The organism is Empedobacter tilapiae (genome assembly GCF_004785645.1).
Classification (GTDB): domain Bacteria; phylum Bacteroidota; class Bacteroidia; order Flavobacteriales; family Weeksellaceae; genus Empedobacter; species Empedobacter tilapiae.
On record NZ_SRPE01000002.1, the window covers coordinates 193,496 to 214,503 of the forward strand.

General features: G+C 29.5%; 22 protein-coding genes. 13 read left to right on the forward strand and 9 right to left on the reverse strand.

Annotated elements, in window-relative coordinates; translation table 11 throughout:
- The first annotated feature begins 169 nt into the window (after nucleotides 1-169).
- A complete protein-coding gene (locus E4J94_RS02985) occupies nucleotides 170-553 on the forward strand; it encodes a hypothetical protein (RefSeq protein ID WP_135834395.1) in 384 nt (127 codons plus the stop codon).
- A gap of 49 nt (nucleotides 554-602) precedes the next feature.
- Here the strand turns inward: E4J94_RS02985 and E4J94_RS02990 are convergent, their stop codons facing one another.
- Nucleotides 603-1,205, reverse strand: a complete 603-nt coding sequence (locus E4J94_RS02990; protein ID WP_135834396.1) for a hypothetical protein — start codon at nucleotides 1,203-1,205, stop codon at nucleotides 603-605.
- A 4-nt stretch (nucleotides 1,206-1,209) separates the two neighbouring features.
- Nucleotides 1,210-2,433, reverse strand: coding sequence for an exo-beta-N-acetylmuramidase NamZ family protein (locus tag E4J94_RS02995; RefSeq protein WP_246034244.1), 1,224 nt, complete (start codon nucleotides 2,431-2,433; stop codon nucleotides 1,210-1,212).
- A gap of 74 nt (nucleotides 2,434-2,507) precedes the next feature.
- Here E4J94_RS02995 and E4J94_RS03000 point away from each other — a divergent pair, with 74 nt between their 5' ends.
- The 4 genes from E4J94_RS03000 (at nucleotide 2,508) to E4J94_RS03015 (ending at nucleotide 7,165) form a co-directional block, all read left to right on the forward strand.
- A complete protein-coding gene (locus E4J94_RS03000) occupies nucleotides 2,508-3,737 on the forward strand; it encodes an ABC transporter permease (protein WP_135834398.1) in 1,230 nt (409 codons plus the stop codon).
- Nucleotides 3,738-3,770: 33 nt separating this feature from the next.
- Complete coding sequence (locus tag E4J94_RS03005; RefSeq protein ID WP_135834399.1) at nucleotides 3,771-5,132, forward strand: pyridoxal-phosphate dependent enzyme; 1,362 nt, start codon at nucleotides 3,771-3,773, stop codon at nucleotides 5,130-5,132.
- A gap of 30 nt (nucleotides 5,133-5,162) precedes the next feature.
- Nucleotides 5,163-5,891, forward strand: a complete 729-nt coding sequence (lptB, locus tag E4J94_RS03010; protein WP_135834590.1) for an LPS export ABC transporter ATP-binding protein — start codon at nucleotides 5,163-5,165, stop codon at nucleotides 5,889-5,891.
- Between the two features lie 86 nt (nucleotides 5,892-5,977).
- The gene (locus tag E4J94_RS03015; protein WP_135834400.1) at nucleotides 5,978-7,165 is read left to right on the forward strand and encodes an outer membrane beta-barrel protein; all 1,188 of its coding nucleotides are present in this window, start codon (nucleotides 5,978-5,980) and stop codon (nucleotides 7,163-7,165) included.
- 91 nt (nucleotides 7,166-7,256) lie between these two features.
- Here the strand turns inward: E4J94_RS03015 and E4J94_RS03020 are convergent, their stop codons facing one another.
- The gene (locus E4J94_RS03020) at nucleotides 7,257-7,499 is read right to left on the reverse strand and encodes a hypothetical protein (RefSeq protein WP_135834401.1); all 243 of its coding nucleotides are present in this window, start codon (nucleotides 7,497-7,499) and stop codon (nucleotides 7,257-7,259) included.
- Between the two features lie 135 nt (nucleotides 7,500-7,634).
- Between E4J94_RS03020 and E4J94_RS03025 the strand changes: the two genes are divergently transcribed.
- The gene (locus E4J94_RS03025) at nucleotides 7,635-8,009 is read left to right on the forward strand and encodes a hypothetical protein (protein WP_135834402.1); all 375 of its coding nucleotides are present in this window, start codon (nucleotides 7,635-7,637) and stop codon (nucleotides 8,007-8,009) included.
- Nucleotides 8,010-8,052: 43 nt separating this feature from the next.
- Here E4J94_RS03025 and E4J94_RS03030 read toward each other — a convergent pair whose 3' ends face one another.
- The gene (locus E4J94_RS03030; RefSeq protein ID WP_135834403.1) at nucleotides 8,053-8,187 is read right to left on the reverse strand and encodes a 30S ribosomal protein THX; all 135 of its coding nucleotides are present in this window, start codon (nucleotides 8,185-8,187) and stop codon (nucleotides 8,053-8,055) included.
- 152 nt (nucleotides 8,188-8,339) lie between these two features.
- Here E4J94_RS03030 and E4J94_RS17570 point away from each other — a divergent pair, with 152 nt between their 5' ends.
- From E4J94_RS17570 to E4J94_RS03045, 4 genes are all read left to right on the forward strand, one after another.
- Complete coding sequence (locus E4J94_RS17570; protein ID WP_168801817.1) at nucleotides 8,340-8,495, forward strand: hypothetical protein; 156 nt, start codon at nucleotides 8,340-8,342, stop codon at nucleotides 8,493-8,495.
- 2 nt (nucleotides 8,496-8,497) lie between these two features.
- A complete protein-coding gene (locus E4J94_RS03035; protein ID WP_135834591.1) occupies nucleotides 8,498-9,703 on the forward strand; it encodes a metallophosphoesterase family protein in 1,206 nt (401 codons plus the stop codon).
- A 131-nt stretch (nucleotides 9,704-9,834) separates the two neighbouring features.
- Nucleotides 9,835-10,143 carry a GIY-YIG nuclease family protein gene (locus tag E4J94_RS03040; RefSeq protein ID WP_135834404.1) on the forward strand — a complete coding sequence of 103 codons (309 nt, stop codon included), beginning with the start codon at nucleotides 9,835-9,837 and terminating at the stop codon, nucleotides 10,141-10,143.
- A gap of 168 nt (nucleotides 10,144-10,311) precedes the next feature.
- The gene (locus tag E4J94_RS03045) at nucleotides 10,312-13,353 is read left to right on the forward strand and encodes an AAA family ATPase (protein WP_135834405.1); all 3,042 of its coding nucleotides are present in this window, start codon (nucleotides 10,312-10,314) and stop codon (nucleotides 13,351-13,353) included.
- A gap of 49 nt (nucleotides 13,354-13,402) precedes the next feature.
- Here the strand turns inward: E4J94_RS03045 and E4J94_RS03050 are convergent, their stop codons facing one another.
- The 4 genes from E4J94_RS03050 to rlmH are packed head-to-tail and all read right to left on the reverse strand — an operon-like array spanning nucleotide 13,403 to nucleotide 16,201.
- Nucleotides 13,403-14,323, reverse strand: coding sequence for a ribonuclease Z (locus tag E4J94_RS03050; RefSeq protein ID WP_135834406.1), 921 nt, complete (start codon nucleotides 14,321-14,323; stop codon nucleotides 13,403-13,405).
- On the reverse strand, nucleotides 14,320-14,901 hold the full coding sequence (gene rdgB / locus E4J94_RS03055) for an RdgB/HAM1 family non-canonical purine NTP pyrophosphatase (protein WP_135834407.1): 582 nt from the start codon (nucleotides 14,899-14,901) through the stop codon (nucleotides 14,320-14,322). Before rdgB ends, E4J94_RS03050 begins: the two co-directional genes overlap by 4 nt.
- The gene (locus E4J94_RS03060; RefSeq protein ID WP_135834408.1) at nucleotides 14,902-15,735 is read right to left on the reverse strand and encodes a CPBP family intramembrane glutamic endopeptidase; all 834 of its coding nucleotides are present in this window, start codon (nucleotides 15,733-15,735) and stop codon (nucleotides 14,902-14,904) included. It abuts the gene before it with no gap.
- Nucleotides 15,728-16,201 (reverse strand): 23S rRNA (pseudouridine(1915)-N(3))-methyltransferase RlmH, encoded by a 474-nt coding sequence (gene rlmH, locus E4J94_RS03065; protein ID WP_135834409.1) that lies wholly within the window; start codon nucleotides 16,199-16,201, stop codon nucleotides 15,728-15,730. Before rlmH ends, E4J94_RS03060 begins: the two co-directional genes overlap by 8 nt.
- Before the next feature lie 26 nt (nucleotides 16,202-16,227).
- Between rlmH and E4J94_RS03070 the strand changes: the two genes are divergently transcribed.
- Nucleotides 16,228-17,199, forward strand: a complete 972-nt coding sequence (locus E4J94_RS03070; protein WP_135834410.1) for a YihY/virulence factor BrkB family protein — start codon at nucleotides 16,228-16,230, stop codon at nucleotides 17,197-17,199.
- On the opposite strand, the gene E4J94_RS03075 is transcribed toward E4J94_RS03070, so the two are convergent.
- Nucleotides 17,196-18,071: an ion transporter gene (locus tag E4J94_RS03075; RefSeq protein ID WP_125348825.1), complete on the reverse strand. Its 876-nt coding sequence runs from the start codon at nucleotides 18,069-18,071 to the stop codon at nucleotides 17,196-17,198. The two genes, E4J94_RS03070 and E4J94_RS03075, sit on opposite strands and share 4 nt — an antisense overlap.
- Nucleotides 18,072-18,115: 44 nt before the next feature.
- Here E4J94_RS03075 and E4J94_RS03080 point away from each other — a divergent pair, with 44 nt between their 5' ends.
- Together E4J94_RS03080 and E4J94_RS03085 are read left to right on the forward strand one after the other, a co-directional pair.
- Nucleotides 18,116-19,006: a TIGR01777 family oxidoreductase gene (locus E4J94_RS03080; protein WP_135834411.1), complete on the forward strand. Its 891-nt coding sequence runs from the start codon at nucleotides 18,116-18,118 to the stop codon at nucleotides 19,004-19,006.
- Between the two features lie 70 nt (nucleotides 19,007-19,076).
- Nucleotides 19,077-20,945, forward strand: coding sequence for a DUF3857 domain-containing protein (locus tag E4J94_RS03085; RefSeq protein WP_135834412.1), 1,869 nt, complete (start codon nucleotides 19,077-19,079; stop codon nucleotides 20,943-20,945).
- The last annotated feature ends 63 nt before the right edge of the window (nucleotides 20,946-21,008 follow it).

A 21,008-nucleotide genomic window follows, 5' to 3' on the forward strand; every position in this document is an offset into this window, starting at 1 on the left:
TTTGTACAATTGAGAGCAAATAAGACTCAGTCTTATTTCTCGATGAGAGAAACTTTTTAACACAGACAAAAGAAATTTAAGGAAAACAATTTTGTATTAACCCTTCGTTAACCGTTCATTAACCAATACAAATTAATCTTTTTTAGAATTTTATAAAAAAAATAAAAATATGAAAAAGACATTATTTATCGCAATAACTTTAACAGCTTTAGCTTGCAACGGACAAACAGCAAAATCGCACGCAGTTGCCAAATCTTCAGGATCAACAACTCATTCTAATGTTTCGGTTAGTGTGAGCGATAGTAACGAAGTTTATTCGTATTCGGCAATTTTTGATAAACCAAAATCTAAAGCTGCAATAAATGAAATAGAGAAAGCTTTTGGAAAGCCAATGACTGAAGGAAAAAACTATGTTTGGCGAGAAGGAGAATCTTTAGAAATAAAGGCACGTGAAGGAAAAATTTCGATAGAGTTTGAAAAAGGTTCTACAAAATTATATGATAAAGTAAAAGAATTGGGTGAATCTATTTCTGCGGTTGTCGGAGAAAAATAATTATTCTAAAAAATAAAAACGGAAGTTAAATTTGGCTTCCGTTTTTTTATTATTTTAATTCTTTATACTTAAAATCTTTTCCAAAAAAGTAATTCCATATTAAGCTAATAAGAATCAAATTTGCTATTCCACGAATTGTTATAAATATCCCCAAATTACCAAAACGTTTGTACTTAATATGTGATAATTCTTCTTGATGATTAACTATATATTCGTATAAATAATAATCAAAAACTAACATCGAAAGGCTAAAAAGAACTAAAATGACATAATGAAAGAGTATCATGTCTTTAATTTTTTTTAGATTTTTATACAATAATACAGCTCCAATAAAAGAAAAAAATACGCTTGAATGAAAAATAATTTCAGTTTTACTATGAAGTTTCGGAACCTCATTATTTTCCTCGATATCTTCAACTAAATTAGGTTCGAAAGAATTTTTCTTTTCTTCGTTCTCGTGATAAATAATTTTAGATGAAATTAAATTTTTAATTCGAGTTGTTTCAATTTTAGAAAACTGAATGTTTCGTTCATTTTTTTTAATTTCGAAAGCCATTTCTATTGCTTCAGGAACAAATCTAGAATCATCTTTGATGTAAGAATTTAATTCATTTGTAGACAGCTTCTGTAGAACGCTTCTTTTAACTTGCATTAATTTAATTATAAATCAAATACTTTTCTCTTATTTTCTTGAAAGCCTCCAAATCTTTTTGCCAAGTTGCTTTTATTTCTGCTTCCGATAAACCTGCTTCTATTTGCTTGCGTAATTCATCTGTTCCAGAAAGTTGATCAATCCACAATTTTTTACCATTCATCGTCCAAAAAGGTTGCTTCGTATTGTTTTTATACGCATTGATTAACCATTTCAAATTGATGGCATATTGATACGGTACATCCGATAAATCTTCTCCATAACAAACCTGATCTTTGAATTTAGGGCTTGTTGCACCTGGTTTTGAAGTTGGCGTATATTGAAAAGGCATATTTTTAAGAAATGGCGAGCCATAAACCTGAAACTGAATATCTGTTCCACGACCTTCGTTAACGTTTGTCCCTTCAAACAAACAGGTGCTTGGATACAAATTTATCGCATGAGCATTTGGTAAATTTGGTGATGGTTTTACAGGTAAATTGTACTTGGATTGATGTGTATAATTGATGAGTGGAATAATTTCCAAATCTGCTTTTACACCATTTGCTAACCAACCTTCACCGTTTATCATTTGCGCATATTCGCCAATCGTCATTCCATAAACAATCGGAACATTGTGCATTCCAACAAAGGATTTGTACTCGTTTTTCATCACAGGTCCATCCACATAATGTCCGTTCGGATTTGGTCTATCCAATACAATTACTTTCTTGCTATTTTCAGCTGCAGCCTCCAAAACATAATGTAAAGTAGAAATGTAAGTGTAAAAACGCGCGCCAACATCTTGCATATCAAAAACCAAAATATCTACATCTGCAATTTGATTTGCTTTTGGTTTTTTATTGTCACCATAAAGCGAAATAATTGGCAAGTTAGTTTTTGCATCAATACCAGATTTTATTTTTGCACCAGCATCAGCATCTCCACGAAAACCATGTTCTGGCGAATAAAGTTTAACCACATTGATGTTATTCTTTAATAACAAATCAACTGTATGCATCGTTGTTCCATTAATGGTTGCGATTCCTGTTTGGTTCGAAATTAATCCAACTTTTTTACCTTTTAATTTCGAAAGATAGTTAGCTGTATTTTCTGCTCCAACAAGAATAGTTGAATGATTTTCTATCGTTTTTGATGTATTATTTTGAGCTAAAATTGGAGTAGAAAAGCCGAAAAAAATAACTGAACTAAGTAAACCAATTGATGTATATTTGACAAAGTTTTTCATTTCGTTTTGAATCATTTGAATTTAGGCGAATTTAAAGCCTAAAGTTAGTTTTAATCTTATAAAAAATATATAATTTGAGTTTTTCTTGGTGGTTTTCAAAAAAAATTGCGCTTGGTAAAAATACTAAAAATAACTTATCGAGTATTATTATTCGAGTAGGTCAAATTGCGGTAGCATTAGGGTTGATTGTTTCTTTGGTGACAATTTCTACTGGTGTTGGAGCAAGAAAGGCGATCAAAGAAAAGTTGGCCGATTTTAATGGTCATATTACGATTAGAAACTACAATAGTAATACGTCATTAAATTCTGATTCATTATCACTTCATCAAGCTTTTTATCCAAAGTTTAAATCGATTCCAGAAATAGAACATGTACAAGCAATTGCCAATAAAAGTGGTGTTATCCGAACGGATGAAAATTTTAGTGGGGTTGTGTTCAAAGGAGTTGGAACAGATTATGATTCGGTTCGTTTCGAGAAATTTATGGTAAAAGGACATTTTCCTCGAATCAATAAAGATTCGATAATGGATGAGGTTTTATTATCGAAAAAGATTGCGGATGAAATGAAATTGGATGTTGATAGTTCGTTTGTGATGTATTTTATTCAAGAAGATACAAAGCCTATTTATCGTCGATTTACCATTTCTGGATTATTCAAAACAGATATCAAAAACTTTGACGATCAAATAATGTTTGGTGACATCAAGCATGTACAACGTCTTAATCGCTGGGATTCGAATACAGTTGGCGGTTTCGAATTATTTGTAAATGATGTCGAAAATATTGATCCTGTTGCAAAGCGTGTGCAAGAAAATATTCCATACAATTTATATGCAGAATCTGCTACGGCTTCATTTGCTCAGATTAATGATTGGATTTCAATTTTCGATAAAAATATTGTCATTATTCTTTTTATCATGCTTTTTGTTGTGGTGATTAATATGGTGATGGTTTTATTGATTTTAATTTTAGAACGAACACATTCAATCGGAATTTTAAAAGCATTTGGTGCAACAAATTGGCGAATTCGAAAATTATTCATCAATTACGCATTATTTATTATGTTGCCAGGATTAATTGCTGGAAATGCAATTGGACTTGGATTATTATTGATTCAGAAATATTTCGGAATTATCAAACTTCCGGCAGAAAACTATTATTTATCAACAGCTCCAGTCTATTTAGATTTTGGTACAATTGTTTTATTGAATGCAGGAGCGTTATTAGTTTGTGCAATTGTATTACTTTTGCCATCGTATATGATATCTAAAATTACACCTGCAAAAGCGATTAATTTTAGATAAAATTTAATGTTTTAATTTAAAAGTTAGAAAAAAATGAAATACGCAAACAATATATTAGAAACGATAGGGAATACACCTTTGGTTAAAATTAATAAGATTACAAAGGATTTACCATGTACGGTTTTAGCAAAAGTTGAATATTTTAACCCTGGTCATTCTTGTAAAGATCGTATGGCGTTGAAAATGGTTGAGGATGCCGAAAAAGATGGTCGTTTAGTTCCTGGAGGAACAATTATCGAAGGTACTTCTGGTAACACAGGAATGGGGCTGGCTTTGGCTGCTGTGATCAAAGGTTACAAATTAATTTGTGTGATTACAGACAAACAATCGAAAGAGAAAATGGATATTTTGCGTGCTGTTGGTGCAAAAGTTGTGGTTTGTCCTACGGATGTTGAACCAGATGATCCACGTTCTTATTATTCAGTTTCTAAACGTTTGGCTCAAGAAACACATAATGGTTGGTATGTAAATCAGTACGATAATCCATCGAATGCGCAAGCGAATTATGAGCAAACTGGACCAGAAATTTGGGAGCAAACAGAAGGGAAAGTAACGCATTTTATTGTTGGAGTTGGAACTGGAGGAACAATTTCAGGTGTTGGAAAATACTTGAAAGAAAAAAATCCTAACATTAAAATTTGGGGAGTTGATACGTATGGATCAGTTTTCAAAAAATATAAAGAAACTGGAATCTTCGACGAAAATGAAGTGTATTCTTATGTAACAGAAGGAATTGGTGAAGATATTTTACCAGAAAATGTAGATTTTGATATCATTGATGGATTTACAAAAGTGACTGATAAAGATGCAGCGGTTTATACGCGTCGTTTAGCTTTAGAAGAAGGTTTGTTTGTTGGAATGTCTTCGGGATCTGCAATCAAAGGATTGTTGCAAATGAAAGACGAATTCGGACCAGACGATGTTGTGGTAGTTTTATTCCACGATTCAGGTTCTCGTTATGTTGGAAAAATCTTTAATGATGATTGGATGCGTGATAGAGGATATTTGGACGAAGAAATCAAAACGGCTGTAGATTTAATAAAAGAACATGTCGATAAACCTTTGGTAACGGTTCGTACAGAGGAATTGGCTTCTCATGCAATTGATCGTATGCGTCGTTTCAAAATTTCTCAAATTCCAGTAATGGACGTGAATGGAATTGTTGGTTCTTTGGAAGAATCAGATTTGTTTCAAGCATTTTTAGAAGATAGAAATGTAGCAGAAAAACCTGTTCACGAAATTATGGGAAAACCTTATCCAGTAGTAAAAGCAGGAACATCTATTGAAGAAGTTTCGAAGTTAATTACAAAAGATAATCAAGCTGTTTTAATAGAATTAGAAAACGGAAAATATCATATCATCACAAAATATGATATTATTAGCTCGATTAAATAACAAAAATCCTATCTTTGAAGCGATATGGGAATTGTATTAAAAGGTCAGAATTTAGTAAAAGATTACGGTAAAAAACACGTCGTAAAAAATGTGTCTTTTCAAGTAGAACAAGGAGAAATTATTGGATTATTAGGGCCAAATGGTGCTGGTAAAACGACTTCTTTCTACATGATTGTTGGTTTGGTAAAGGCTACGCAAGGAAAAGTTTTTTTGGATAAACAAGATATCACAAGTGATGCGATGTACAAACGTGCACAAAAAGGCATTGGATACTTGGCACAAGAAGCGTCGATTTTTCGCAAACTTTCTGTAGAAGATAACATCAAATCAGTTTTACAATTCACCAAACACTCCAAAAAAGAACAACAAATGCGCACCGATGCTTTGATTGAAGAGTTTTCGTTAGAGCATGTACGTAAAAATCGTGGAGATTTACTTTCTGGAGGTGAGCGTCGACGTTGCGAAATTGCACGTTGTTTGGCAACAGAGCCTAATTTTATTTTATTAGATGAGCCTTTTGCTGGAGTTGACCCAATTGCGGTAGAGGATATTCAGAAGATTGTACGTTCGTTAAAAGATAAAAATATCGGAATCTTAATTACCGATCACAATGTATCGCAAACGCTTGCAATTACTGATAAAACATATATTATGTTCGAAGGTAAAATCTTGAAAGAAGGTTCACCAGAAGAATTAGCAAATGATGAAGATGTTCGTCGCGTTTATCTTGGTGAAAACTTTATGTATCAGCAGATATAAATTACAATATAGTATTTTTCTGAACCACTCAAATTTGAGTGGTTTTTTTGTTTATGTTTGTATCAAATTAAACACTATAATCACTTATGAAAGAATTAAAATTAATCTTAGTATTCTTATTGTCAATTACGATACAAGCGCAAATCAGATTTGAACAAGGTTATTTAATTGATAACAATAATCAAAAGCAAGTTGTTTTAATCAAAAATGTAGACTGGCTAAACAATCCTAAATCAATAGAGTATAAAAATAATGAAACCTCTAAAGTTGAAATTACAACGATAAATCAGATAAAAGAATTTGGAATTGATAATCAATCCAAATATGTTAGAGCGGATATTAAGATTGATCGATCTTCTGAAGATTTGGATAAAATAAGCTCAAATGAAGAACCAGACTTTAAAAAAGAAAAATTATTTTTGAAAGTATTGATAGAAGGTGATGCTTCATTATATGGTTACAATGATTATAATTTGAAGAGATTTTTTTACAAAAATAATACTGGAGATATTGAGCAATTAGTGTATAAAAAATATGAAGTTTCTACAAATCAGTTTGCTTATAACAGAACATTTAGAGGACAAATTGCTCAAAATTTCAAATGTGAATCGATTTCTAATGATAGAATTAAAAAAGTAAATTACAGAGAAAGTGAATTAACAAAACTTTTTACAGAAATTAATAAGTGTAAAGGTTCTGATTTAACTTTTTCGAAAGAATCTAAAAAAGTTGATTTTAATTTATGGTTAAGACCTCGTTTAAATAATTCCAAATTAAATATTTCAACAGATACTGAATCAGCTAAATTAGGTAATAAAACTGGTTTCGGTTTAGGAATTGAAGCTGAATTTATTTTACCATTTAATAAAAAGAAATGGAGTTTGATTGTAGAACCATCTTATCAAGGTTATAAAGTTAAAGGTACTAAATTGACAAGTGGTGATATTGTTGATGTAGATTATAAAAATATTGAAATTCCTTTTGGAGTAAGACACTACTTCTTTTTAAATCAAGATTCTAAATTGTTTATTAATTTACAGTATATGGTAAACCTTAATCTAGATTCTAGTATTCAATTTAAAAGAGGTGAATATACTTATTGGGATTATAAAATTAATAGTAGAGGTAATGTTGCTACCGGTATTGGATATAATTTTAAAGACAAATTTAATGTTGAAGTACGTTATCTTACTGATAGAAAATTATTAGATGAATTAAATGTGAATACGAAATATTCTACAATTTCATTTGTTCTAGGTTATAATATTTTTTAAAATAAATTAAAAAAGATGTTTCTAAACCACTCAATTTTGAGTGGTTTTTTTGTATAGCTACAATAACGTATAAAATTTGGAAATGGTTTAATTACAAATCAACGAAAAGTAAATTACCTTTTTGATTAACAGATTCTTTGAAATAAAGATAAACGTCTTGTATATCAAAACGTCTAAAATTGATAGAGTTAGAAATACTTTGATTAGGAAGTTGGTAAGTCATTTCAAAATTTAACATACTTCCAAATCCAGAAGTTGTAATATTTTCTACTAAAATTCCTAAAGTTTCTAATCGTTCAATTAAGCGATTAATTTCCAAATCATTATGTTTCATAATCTCTAAAACTTGCTATTTAAGCGGTTTCAAAGCTAAAACATAATTGATAAAAAAAGAAGAATAATTTCAAAATAAGAATTCTTAAGTTACTTTTTTGATTAAATTAGAAGAAGAAATTAACTAACTTAAAAAATGAAGAAAATAGTTTTATTAATAGTTTTATTTGCATCATTTTCAATAAAAGCTCAATCAACTTCCAAATGTGAAAAGATCGCTGCAAATGCTTTGTACAATTCAGATTATATAAAAGAATTAACTAAAGATTGGGAAGAATTGATTAAAGATAATGGAGGAACTCATTATGGTTTACAACCTATCGAAGTAGAAAAAAATATATATCGATTTGTTTTAGTTCAACATTATCCTGAACGTGATTATAATGCAAATTGGTTTACGATAGATCTTACTAATAATAAAGTTTTTGAAGAAAGTATGGTAGATCCTGACTATAATAAATTTTTTAATTTGAAAGTGAAGGATTTAAAGAAATTAAAAAAATGTATGTAATAAAAAAAGCTGAAAATCAAACTTGATTTTCAGCTTCAAAAAATTACTTTTTAGCTTTTTTAGCTGGTTTTTCTTCAACAACTTCCTCTTCGTAATAATACTTATTTCTCGGACGTTTTACACCATAAGAGCCATTTACAATTTTTCCTCTTCTTGTTTTTTTATCTCCTTTTCCCATTCAAATGTTTTTAAATTAATAAATTCGATAACTTTTGATACAAGTTAATGAATTCAATTTAGTTGGGCAAAATATTTACAATTCTTTATGAATTAAGCTAAATTTGTTATATTATTTGACATGATGAAATATTAACTTTTAAAATGTATAAAATGAGTAGAAATACCGATGCGAATAAAAAAGCTCATAAAAAAAAGTTAGATCAGAAGAAACGTAAAGCGCAAGAAGCCGAAGCTGAACGTAAAGCTCGATTGAAAGTAATTAATCAACAATTTAACGATAAAAATAAACCAGAAACGGGAGAATAATGATAAAAATTCTACATACAGCCGATTGGCATTTGGGTAAAAAATTAGATAGTTTTTCACGATTAGAAGAACAAATTTTAGTGATGAATGAAATTGTCGAAATTGCAGATCAAGAGCAAGTTAATTTGGTACTTATTGCGGGAGATTTATTTGATAATTTTAATCCAAGTGTAGAAGCTGTAGAATTATTTTATAAAACATTGAAAAAACTTTCAAATAATGGGAAACGTCCTGTTATAGCGATTTCTGGTAATCACGATTCTCCAAGTTTGATTGACGCGCCAGATCCGTTGGCACGCGAATGTGGAATTATTTTGATTGGTTATCCAAATGCAAAAATTCAGGAATTTGAATTAAATGATTTCAAAATTTCAAAATCAGTGGAAGGAATGATTGAATTGAAATTAAATTCTTTTGATTTTCCGATTCGAATTATTCATACGCCTTATGCAAACGAAATCCGTTTGAAACAATATTTTGGAGAGAATAAAGAAGATGCATTGAATGAAGTTTTAGCGACAAATTGGAAAAATATTGCGGATGAATATTGTGATGAAAATGGAGTTAATTTGTTGATGGCGCATTTGTATATGAATCAAAAAGGTGCTGAAATTTTAGAGGAACCAGAAGGAGAAAAACCGATTAAAATTGGAAATGCAGATATGATTTTTTCTGAAGCTATTCCGCCTCAAATTCAGTATACAGCTTTAGGGCATTTACATGGTTTTAAGAACATAGGATCGGAAGAAAACCCCGTTGTGTACAGTTCTTCGCCTTTGTGTTATAGCTTTTCCGAAGCTGGTCAAAATAAATATGTTTCGTTAATAGAAGCAGAACCAAATCAAACTATTTCTTATCATAAAATAGAATTAAAGAACGGAAAACCACTTATTCGAAAAACTTTTGATAATATAAATGTAGCTGTTGAATGGTTAAATGAAAATCAAAATGCGTTGGTTGAATTGACTTTAGAAAGTGATTCTTTCTTGAAAGCTGATGAACGAAAATTGATTTATCAATCACATGATGGAATTATTCATTTGATTCCGAAATTGAAAAATCAAGAAATTGAAACTGTTGAATATAAGTTTGCAGATCAAACAAAAGATATGAAAGAATTGTTTGCAGATTATTTCAAATCGAAAAATGGAAACCAAGAACCAAACGATGAAATAAAGGATTTGTTTAACGAAATTTTGAATACATAATTTAATGAAATTGTCATTCCGACATTAGGAGTAATCTGAGATTCTTCATTTCGCTGAAGCTACATTCAGAATGACAAAAAATTATGTAAATATCATTATGAGTTTTTCGAAGAATTTTAAATTCAGATAATATGAAAACTTTAGGTACACATAATTATTTTGTTTATATCCTTACTAACAAAACGAAAACTGTATTGTATGTTGGAGTGACTAATAATCTGAAATTAAGATTATATCAACATTCAAATCCTAACGTTTTTAGTAATGCATTTACAATGAAGTATAATTGCTGTTTTTTAATTTATTATGAATGTTTTTCAGATATTAATTTAGCTATTTCAAGAGAAAAACAAATTAAAGGTTGGAATAGAGAGAAGAAAGAATTGCTTATTAATAATTTTAATTCTGAATGGAAATTTTTGAATGATGAAATTGAATAAATACATTAGTGAAATTGTCATTCCGACGTTAGGAGGAATCTGAGCTTCTTCATTTCGCTGAAAATTACATTTAGAATGACAAAAATAATGTAACTATCATTTTGAATTTGTAGAAGAATCAAAAACTTATTTTATCCTTAACCTAAATTTTAATTAAAAACTTAAAAAATGATTCCAGTAAAATTAACCATAGAAGGACTTTATTCGTACCAAGAGCGCCAAACAATTGACTTTTCTGAATTAACTGAAGCAGGATTATTTGGGATTTTTGGGAATGTAGGTTCCGGAAAATCATCTATTCTGGAAGCGATTATGTACGTTTTGTATGGCGAAACAGAACGTCTAAATTCCAAAGATAAGCGTGCTTACAATATGATGAATTTGAAATCGAATTTGTCATATATAGAGTTTGATTTTTATAATTTTGAACAAAAATTATTCAGAGCAACACGTGAATTTAAACGAAATTCTAAACGTTTTGAAGATGTAAAATCGCCAATAGTTGTTTTTTATGAACAAAAAGACAATGAATGGATTCCGCTTAATCATTCGAAAGCAGAAGAAATAATTGGGTTGAGTTACGAAAATTTCAAACGAACAATTATTATTCCGCAAGGACAATTCAAGGAGTTTATTGAGTTGGGGGCAAAAGATCGTACACAAATGATGAAGGAAATTTTTGGACTTCATCGTTATGATTTACAAGATAAAGTTGCAGCTTTAAATTCTCAAAACTTAACAAATTTGAATCAACTAGAAGGAAAATTATCTGGTTTTGAAGAAGTTTCGGAAGAAAGAATAAAAGAGTTTGAAGGCAATTTGATTGAGCAAACAAAAGTTTCAACTCAGGTTCAAGAAGAATATAATCAAATGAATGAATCGTTTCAACGTTTAAAAGCGTTGAAATCAGATTTTGAGACGTTAAAACAAAAGAAAATTGAATTCGAAAAAGTTTCAATTCAGAAAAATGAGATGGATCAACGAAAAGTTGAAATTGAACGCTATGAATTGATTTTTAATGCATTTTTTCAACTTTTAGAAAATTATAAAAAAGTTTCAAATCAAATTGAAGAAAAGTCAATTTCAGTTGAGAATCAACAAAAACAATTGGTTTTAATCGAAAATCAAATCAAAGAAATTTCGAATCAAATTGAAGCAATTAAAAATGATTATGAAGCTTTACCAACAAAACGAAAAGAAGAAACTGATTTAGAATTAGTTGCTCAGATTTTAACTTTTTCAGGAGAAATTGAAAAGTTAAAAGAAAGAACTGCAAAAGGTTTGAAAGAAGTTGAAGAAGTCCAGAAAAATGAACAAAAAATTGAAACTTCAATTAAATCTTCTGAAAAAGAAGTCAAAACATTAACTGAATCAAAAATAGATGCGCAAACATTGATGGAAGTTGGAAATTGGTTTGTTCAGGATCAAAATTTGCAACAATCTATTCAGAAACAACAATCTAAAATAGACGAACAAAAACAACAAATTAATGTTTTCAAAGCTCAATTAAAAACTGAAAATATTGAGATTTCAAGTTTTGAAAATTGGTTTAATTCTGAATTTGAAAAGCTTGAATTAGCTAAAAAATCAACTGAAAAACAGAAAAATGAACTAGAAGTTCAGCAAAAGTTGGCACATTTTGCACATAATTTACACGAAGGTGAATCTTGTCCGCTTTGTGGCGCATTAGAACATCCGAATATTGTTGAGATTGATGATATTTCAACAAAATTTGAAGTTGTAAATAATGAATTAAATCAAATTGATGAAAAGCTAAAATCGCTTCAGAAAAAGCAAAATGAAGTTCAGAAAATTGTTGATCAAAAACAGTTTGTTGAAAAACAAATTGAACAAGAAAATCAAGTTTTGAATGAGTTGAAAATTCAACAAGAAAATCATTTGAATTTGTTTGTTTGGAAAGGTTTTGATTCGAAAAATATTGAGTTATTTGAAGAAAAAAAGAAAGTTGCTATTGCTTTGGACAAAACAATTTCGGATAAAACTAAAGAGATTGAAATTTTTCGTGAAACTTTAGAAAAAGAACGTCAATCTGTTGAAAAATATAAAAATGCTTTAGAAAAATTTAGATTAGAAGAAACTGAAAAAGTTTCTCAAATCAAGCAGAATCAAGCAAACTTGAAAGTGTTGAAATTTCAAAATTTTCAAAATCAAACAACAGAAAGTGTACTTCAAAACTTGAATGATTTAAAGTTAAATAATACAAAACTTGAACAAAATTATATTCAGTTTACAGAAAGTTTAAATCAATTAAATCCAAAATTAGCTTCTCAAAAAACTTCAATTGAATTGATTGAAAAACAAATCATTGAGTTGAAAGAAGAGTTGAATATTAATCAAAATCAATTAGAAAAAGCATTAGAAAAATATCAAATACAAAATATTGAAGAAGTTCAATTGGTTTTAAATCAACAGTTTAATATTTCTGAAATCAGAAAAGAATTAGAAGATTTTAGAATTTTGTTCGAAACATTAAAAAGTTCAATTCATGAATTAGAGCAAAAATTAGCGGAAGTTTCTTTTGATGAAACGATTTATAAAACACAAGAAGAAAAATTAATTTTTGTAACAAATCAATTAAAAGAAGCGACTGAAACTGTAACTAAAACAAAAACTGAAATTGAGCGATTGAATAAATCTTTTGCTGAAAAGAAAGATTTGTTAATTGAATTGGAAAAATTGAAAAAACGAGCGACGAATTTACAAACGATGCGAAATTTGTTTAATTCAGCAGGATTTGTGCAATATGTTTCGTCTATTTATTTGAAACAGTTATGTGATAACGCAAATGTGAGATTTCATCGAATGACGAGAAATCAATTGAGTTTACAAATGAATGACAACAATGATTTTGAGATTATTGATTATTTGAATGAAGGTCGTTCACGTAGTGTTAAAACGCTCTCTGGAGGACAATGTTTCCAAGTTTCGTTGAGTTTGGCTTTGGCTTTGGCAGAGAGTGTGCAAACAAATGCGAAGTCAGATAAAAACTTCTTTTTTATTGATGAAGGTTTTGGAACGCAAGATACAGATGCTGTAAATATCGTGTTTGAAACATTGATGAGTTTGCAAAAAGAAAACCGAATTGTCGGTATTATTTCTCACGTTGATGAGTTAAAAGATCGAATTCCAGTAGCGCTTCAAATTACAAAAGACGAAGAAAAAGGTAGTTTTATAGAAGTTATTTCGTAAACAAAAAATCCGTTCGATGATTCGAACGGATTTTTTTATATTTTGATTACTAACTTTCTATTTTTATTGTTTTCAACAATTCTGGTAAAACGGTATTCGTAAATTCTTCTTGGGCTTCGATTAACAAAGGTTTATAATCGTGATAACGATTAGAGAAATGGCCTAAAATTAATTTTTTTACATTGGCTTGTTTTGCAATCATTCCAGCTTCTTTTGCCGTTGTATGTCCTGTGTAAACCGCTAAATCTTTCAATTCATGTAAAAATGTTGATTCGTGATACAACAAATCGACATCTTTAATAATCGGAACTATATTTGGTTTGTATTTTGTGTCTGAACAAAACGCATAACTCAATGATTTTTGAGCATCAAACGTTAAATAATTATTCGGAATTATTTCTCCAGATTCTAACGTAAAATCTTTACCATTTTTCAAATTTTGATAATCGCAGATTTCAATTTCAGGAAATTCCTCAATTGTATCCATGTTCAATTTTCGAGGTTTTGGTTTTTCTCGAAAAAGATAACCATTTGTATAAACTCGGTGATTTAGTGGAATAGAATAAACTTCAACTTTATCATCTTCAAAAACTAAAACAGATTCTTTTGTATGTAATTCATTGAAAATAATCTCGAATGAATTATTAGATTCTGTTAAACGTAATTGTGTCGTAATAAATTCCTCAATTCCTTTCGGACCATGGATATGCAAAGGCATATCGCGACCAAGTAATTGAAGTGTAGAAATTAATCCAATCAATCCAAAAACATGATCACCATGCAAATGCGATATAAAAATGTGATTTATTCGGTTGAATTTTGCCTTCGCTTTTCGCAATTGTACTTGTGTTCCTTCTCCGCAATCAATCAAAAAATAGCGTTCTGCGATGTTTAATAATTGAGCAGTTGGATGCGTAAAAGCTGTTGGTAATGCTGAATTAAATCCTAATATTGTTAGTTGTAAACTCAATTTACGTTTAGATTAGTTAAAAAATCGTTTAATTTTTCGACAGCTTTTCCTCGGTGGCTAATTGCATTCTTTTCTTCAGGAGACATTTGTGCAAAAGATTTTGAAAAACCATCAGGAATAAAAATTGGATCGTAGCCAAAACCATTGTCACCCATAATTTCAGTTGTAATAGTTCCGTTTACTCGACCTTCGAAAAAATATTCCTTTCCATCCAAAATTAAACAGAAAATAGAAATAAAATACGCTTTTCGATTCGTTTTTCCTTCCAATTCTTTCAACGCTTTTGCAATATTATCTTCGTCTTTTCCTGTACCAGCATATCGAGCAGAATATACACCAGGCGCGCCATCTAACGCTTCTATTACTAATCCAGAATCATCTGCAAAGATATTTTTCCCAGTTTTATAGAAAATAGTTTTCGCTTTTAATTGTGCATTTTCTTCGAAAGTTGTTCCAGTTTCTTCAATTTCATCAAAGAAATTAATATCAGTCAACGATTTCATCGATAGGTAAGAAGGTAACATTTTTGTAACCTCTTTTACTTTATTGTTGTTATGTGTGGCAAAAATTAATTCCATTTATATTGTTTTTTGTTCTGTTTTTTTGATTAATAAATAGACAGATAAAATTCCGATAAGTGTCATTCCTCCAATTAATAAATAATCTCTTTGTGCAAAAACTTCGCCTTCCATATCGCCTTGCATTAGCATTAACGAGTACGAAAGTGTGTTGTTTAAGAAATGTAATAACATAGGTAAAAACAACGATTTTGTACGATAATAAACTATTCCAAAAATGATTCCTAAAAGTCCAGCGCCTATAAATTGCCAAGGATTCATGTGTGCACATCCAAAAATTAATCCATTGATTAAGATTGCAGTGGTAGGATTTACATTGAAGTTTAGCATTCCTTTCAAGATTATTCCTCTAAAAATAATTTCTTCGAAAATTGGAGCCAAAATACAAATCATAACAAACCCAGCGATTTTGTAATCTAACATCATTTCAAAAGAAGCTTGAAAGATTTTATAGATTTCTTCTAAAGGTCCAGTTGTCGGAATTAAACTTGTTGCAACCTCGGCTAAAGGCAAAAGAAATAACCAACAAGCTATTGATAATATGAGCTGAATTGGAGTAAAAGAATGTTTGATATCTTTTAAAATTGATGCAAATTTAGTTTGTGTTAACATCAATAAAATAACAATTGCGCAAACTGTTCCTGTTAAAAAACCTAATGGTAAAAGAACGTGATTAAGTGGTTTGTAAAAAAGTGCTGGAGCAGAAATAATTCCGCCAGCAAACTGCATCATAATCACCGCAATTGCGCTATACAAAAGTGCTTTTCCAATACCGAAACTTAGTTTATTTTCTTGATTTGGAACAAATTCTTCAAACGGAGAGGTGTTATTCATGATGATAAGGTTTACCTTGCAATATACTAAATCCTCGGTAAATTTGCTCTGTTAAAAATAGGCGAACCATTTGATGCGTAAACGTCATATTGGATAAAGACATTTTTTTATTTCCACGATTATAAACAGATTCTTCAAAACCATAAGGGCCACCAATTACAAAGACAAGATTTTTGACAGATTGATTCATGTAATTCTGAATATCATCTGCAAATTGCTTCGAAGTAGGCTGTTTTCCTTTTTCATCCAAAATAATAACAAAATCTGTATTGACGATTTTACTCAAAATTTGCTCAGCTTCTTTTTGTTTTTGTTGAATTTCGGACAAATTTTTACGATTTTTGATGTCAGGAATTTCAATTCTTTGATAATTAATGTGCGAAGGCAATCGATTTTCATACTTTTGTAATAGCATTTCGATGGCTTTTTCGTCTGTTTTACCGATACAAATAGTCGTAATATTCATTCAAAATTATTTATTGAGACAAAAATATGCGCATTCTACAAGATTTTAAAACATATACAGGAATAAATTATTTTCGAGATTGGTCGAAAACAAAATTGATGAACAAAAATACGGGCATCACGGTATATGATTTCTTGAAAGTTTTTTGGATTCGCGTTATGAAAGGTAATTTTCCGTTGCGTTCGGCAGCAGTTTCTTGGATTTTATTTTTTAGTATGTTTCCATTTTTGCTTTTTTTGTTTAGTATTTTGCCGCATTTGGTTTATTATCAAGAAATAAAAAATCTATTATTTACACAACTTCTTCCTCAACTTTTGCCTAAACATGTGAGCAACGAAGTGATTTCGTATATTGATAAAACGACGGCTGTACAAGGAAAACGTAAAGTGAATTATTTCTTGATTTTGATTACAATTTTTATGTCATCCAACGGAATACAGGGGATTATTAATGGATTTAATGTTTCGTATCAAGATGTTTATGTGAAGCGAAAAAACTCTAAATCGAGAATGATTTCGATAATTTTAACCTTGTTTTTTACAGCTTTTATTGTGTTGCAAGTATTTTTATCGTATTCAACATCAATTATTTGGAGATACTTAACCAATGTTTCATTTCTAAGTAAACTTGGACAGTTTTCGTATTTAATCAACTATTTTTCGGTATTTCTTTTCTACTTTGTTTCGATGTGTATGTTGTATTATTTCGGACCAAATCACAAAAAATCGCGTAGCACAGTTTTACCTGGTGCTATTTTGACTTCAGTTTTATTCTTATTAACTGTGATTGGTTTTAATTCGTATTTAAGTTATTTTACAAACATCGATTTATTGTATGGATCGCTTGGATTAGTGATGATTATGATGATTTTTGTATATATCAATGTGATTTTGATGTTAGTTGGCTATGAATTGAACATGTCAATTAATTACACCAAAAATTACGAATACGTTAACCATATCGACAATAATCGATTTATTAATTTGGATAAATTTTAAGGCTCATTTAAAAGATGCCCGCAGGTTTTGCAATAAATAGCACCATCTAAATGATAATCATCACCACAATTGCGACATCTTTGTGTATTTGTAGGGATATCTTCTTTATGTTTAGCTGCTTTATTCATTTCCATTGTTACAATACTTGTCGGAACAGCAATTACACCATAACCTATAATCATAACAACAGATGCTAAAAATTGTCCTAAACCTGTAACAGGAGAAATATCACCATAACCTACAGTTGTTAAAGTAACAATTGCCCAATAAATACTAATTGGTATACTTGTGAAACCAGATTCAGGATGATCGTGTTCGACCATATACATGATAGATCCGATAACGACAACAATTAAGAGAACAAATGATAAAAAAACAATGATTTTATCTTTACTTTCTTTAAGCCCCAGTACCAATACATTTTTTCCTCGTGTGAATCGTGTAAGGTTAAAAATTCTGAAAATACGTAGCAATCTTAAAATACGAATACTTGCTAGGTATTTACTTGTAGGTAAAACTAAACCAAGATAAAACGGTAAAATAGACAATAAGTCAATAACTCCATAAAAACTAAAAATATATCGCCAACGATTTTTAACACAATAGATTCTTAATAAATATTCTATAGTAAATAAAAAGGTTAAAATCCATTCTAAAGATACTAAAACTGTATGATGTCTTGCATTAATTGCTGGAATAGATTCTAACATTACTAAACCAACACTTAATAGGATTAATAATAATAAAGATATGTCGAAAAGTTTTCCATATGGTGTATCAGCTTCAAAAACTATATCGAATATTTTTTGTTTCAGCTTCTTTTCTTCATCAGCTCCCATTCTTTTTAGATAAGGAAATCTACCTTTAAACATTGGTTTATATTTTTGGAATGAGCTAAATTAGGAAAAAATTTAGTATGAATATTCTATTGACTGGCGGAAGTGGATTAATTGGTTCAGAATTAACGAAGATTTTAATTGATAATGGACATCAAGTTCGAATTTTAACAAGAGAAACAGACATTGAACATCCTTTTTATCATTGGGATAAAGATAAAATTGATGAAAAAGTTTTTGAAGATTTAGATGGAATTATTCATTTGGCTGGAAGTTTAATAGCGAAAAGATGGACAAATTCTTACAAAAAAGAAATTTTTTCGAGTAGAGTTGATACGACAAATTTACTTTTTGATGATGTCAAAAAATTGAATATTGATTTGAAATTTTTTATCTCCGCATCAGGAACTGGATATTATGGACAAGTAACTTCAGATAAAATTTTTAATGAGTCTGATGAACCAAATACTGATTTTTTAGGAGAAGTTTGTGTTGCGTGGGAAAATGCGGCGTATCAGTTCGAAAAAATAGGAGCGAGAGTAGTTTGTGTTAGAACTTCTTTGGTTTTGGCAAAGAATGGCGAAGGTTTCAAATTGTTAAAGAAGCCCATTCAACTTGGTATAGGAGCAAATATAGGCGACGGAAAGCAATGGATGCCTTGGATACATATTGCAGATTTGTTACAGGTATATGCGCAAGCTGTTGAAGATGAAAAAATGAATGGAAGTTATAATGCTTCATCACCAGAAAATATAAATCATTCAACATTCAATCATATGTTAGCAAAAAAAATGAATAAACCATTTTTTATGCCAAATATTCCTGCTTTTGTAATGAAATTAGCTTTAGGACAAATGAGTGATTTAGTTTTAAAAGGTTCTCGAATTGACGCAACTAAAATTCAGAAAACAGGATTTAAATTTCAATATCCAACATTAAAGAAAGCATTAGAAGAGTTAATACATAAGTAAATAAAATTTTATTTTATTTATTCTTTATATATTATTGTGTATTGTATTTTTGCAATAATTATAAATTAAAATGAAACTAAAAATTACTTTACTCTTTTTACTTTTTACATTTTATGTAAATGCACAATCGAAAGATTTAAAATTTGGAAAAATTTCAGAGCAAGAAATTAACTTAATGCAAGTTCCTTTTGAGAAAAATGCTGATGCTGTTATTCTTTCAGAAGAAGGAAAAATGGATTTAACTTCGTCTAATTATTATTTGACAGTAAAACGAAGAATCAAAATTCTGACTGATAAAGGACTTGAGGAAGCAAATATACAACTGAATTATTACAGCAAGAATAGAAATGAATCTATAAGCGGAATCAAGGGAAGTACAATAAATATTGTAAATGGAGTAGAGCAAATTACACCGATTGATGAGAAAGAGATTTTTGATGTTTCTTTAAATGAATTATATGCTGCAAAACGTTTCACTTTTCCAAACGTAAAAGTTGGTTCTATTATCGAGTATACTTATATCAAAAGTAGTGAACACAATTTTTCTATTGATGCATGGAATTTTCAACATGATATACCTACGCTTTCGAGCAAGTTTCGATTAAATAATCAAGCTTATGGTACCTATTCGATTATTACAATTGGTGATGGTTTGAATACAAAGTATAAAGGCAAATCAAGTTCAACGGAGTGGTTATTACATAATATCCAAAGTTATAATCAATTAAAATACGTTTATAATCCTGAAGATCAGAGTGAACGTATCAAAATTCAGGCTGCTACTTATCATACAGATGGTGCAAAGAAAACTACGATGAGCGCGTGGAGAGATTTGATTCAAGATATAAATGCACAATATGATTTGTATCGAAATCCTTCTGCAATCAGAGATGTAGCGCAAAATATTCCGAATGGAAAAGATGAGGTAGAAACTTTGAAAAATGTGATTGAATATATTGATTCAAATGTAAAATGGAACAGATTTTATGGAATTATTCCAACGCGTTCAAACAAAACTTTATTGAAAGAAAAGTCTGGTTCTACGGCAGATATGAATCTTTTATTGAATGAAGTTTTAACAGCCAAAGGTTTCGAAACTTCGATGGTTGTGTTTAGTAGTCGTCATCATGGACAAATTTTGTTTTCTTATCCAATTGTCAATCAATTTAATTCTGTTTTAACAGTTGTGAAATTAAATAATGGGGCTTCAAATATTATTCTAGATGCTTCGAAATTAAATAAAGAGCAAATCGAATTTGGACCTTTAGATGTATTTAATTATCACGGAATTGTCATCAAAAAAGGTGATGCTTCGTTTGTAAAGTTGAATCAAAAATTGTCTTATTATGAATCATCATTAAAGTATGATTTTATGAGTAATGGAAATTTAGTTCTCTATCGTAAAGACAAATTCAATGGTTATTTTTATGATAATGATGTAGAAGAAAAAAAAGTTTTGAATAGATATTTGACTGAATCTTTAGATGTGCGTTTGGACGAAGAAATTAATGATAAAACGGTTTTTGATACCGATTCTTACGTTAAAAACTATAAAGCAAAAACTGTAATTCCGAATGCTCCATTTTATACATTTATTAATCCTATGCGCGAATTTCTAAAACAATATACTTTTGACGATACAAATCGTCAACGTAAAATAGAATTTAATTATCCTTATTTGTTTAATATTCAGGTGAAATCTAAAATTCCAGAAGGTTATGAAGTGATAATTGATGAAAAATACAAAGCGCATCATAAAACTGAGCTTGGTTTAGAATATTATCAGGAAGCAAAAGTAAAAGATGGACAATTCACGTTAGCGATTCAATTTTTATTGCCAGAAGGAGTTTATGAAGCAGATAAATACAATGAATTGAAACAATTTTTTGAAAAAATAAAAACAGAATCATTGAAAGAAATCTTAATGAAAAAGAAATAAACAAAAACCGCGATGAATTTTTTAGCGCGGTTTTTAATTGTATATTTATACAATAACACTTTA

Bases quoted from the DNA above. Each gene is read 5' to 3' on its own strand.
- E4J94_RS02985 (WP_135834395.1), top strand. From the start codon at position 170: ATGAAAAAGACATTATTTATCGCAATAACTTTAACAGCTTTAGCTTGC.
- E4J94_RS02990 (WP_135834396.1), bottom strand. From the start codon at position 1,205: ATGCAAGTTAAAAGAAGCGTTCTACAGAAGCTGTCTACAAATGAATTA.
- E4J94_RS02995 (WP_246034244.1), bottom strand. From the start codon at position 2,433: ATGAAAAACTTTGTCAAATATACATCAATTGGTTTACTTAGTTCAGTT.
- E4J94_RS03005 (WP_135834399.1), top strand. From the start codon at position 3,771: ATGAAATACGCAAACAATATATTAGAAACGATAGGGAATACACCTTTG.
- E4J94_RS03015 (WP_135834400.1), top strand. From the start codon at position 5,978: ATGAAAGAATTAAAATTAATCTTAGTATTCTTATTGTCAATTACGATA.
- E4J94_RS03020 (WP_135834401.1), bottom strand. From the start codon at position 7,499: ATGAAACATAATGATTTGGAAATTAATCGCTTAATTGAACGATTAGAA.
- E4J94_RS03025 (WP_135834402.1), top strand. From the start codon at position 7,635: ATGAAGAAAATAGTTTTATTAATAGTTTTATTTGCATCATTTTCAATA.
- E4J94_RS03030 (WP_135834403.1), bottom strand. From the start codon at position 8,187: ATGGGAAAAGGAGATAAAAAAACAAGAAGAGGAAAAATTGTAAATGGC.
- E4J94_RS17570 (WP_168801817.1), top strand. From the start codon at position 8,340: ATGAGTAGAAATACCGATGCGAATAAAAAAGCTCATAAAAAAAAGTTA.
- E4J94_RS03040 (WP_135834404.1), top strand. From the start codon at position 9,835: ATGAAAACTTTAGGTACACATAATTATTTTGTTTATATCCTTACTAAC.
- E4J94_RS03045 (WP_135834405.1), top strand. From the start codon at position 10,312: ATGATTCCAGTAAAATTAACCATAGAAGGACTTTATTCGTACCAAGAG.
- rdgB (WP_135834407.1), bottom strand. From the start codon at position 14,901: ATGGAATTAATTTTTGCCACACATAACAACAATAAAGTAAAAGAGGTT.
- E4J94_RS03060 (WP_135834408.1), bottom strand. From the start codon at position 15,735: ATGAATAACACCTCTCCGTTTGAAGAATTTGTTCCAAATCAAGAAAAT.
- rlmH (WP_135834409.1), bottom strand. From the start codon at position 16,201: ATGAATATTACGACTATTTGTATCGGTAAAACAGACGAAAAAGCCATC.
- E4J94_RS03070 (WP_135834410.1), top strand. From the start codon at position 16,228: ATGCGCATTCTACAAGATTTTAAAACATATACAGGAATAAATTATTTT.
- E4J94_RS03075 (WP_125348825.1), bottom strand. From the start codon at position 18,071: ATGTTTAAAGGTAGATTTCCTTATCTAAAAAGAATGGGAGCTGATGAA.
- E4J94_RS03080 (WP_135834411.1), top strand. From the start codon at position 18,116: ATGAATATTCTATTGACTGGCGGAAGTGGATTAATTGGTTCAGAATTA.
- E4J94_RS03085 (WP_135834412.1), top strand. From the start codon at position 19,077: ATGAAACTAAAAATTACTTTACTCTTTTTACTTTTTACATTTTATGTA.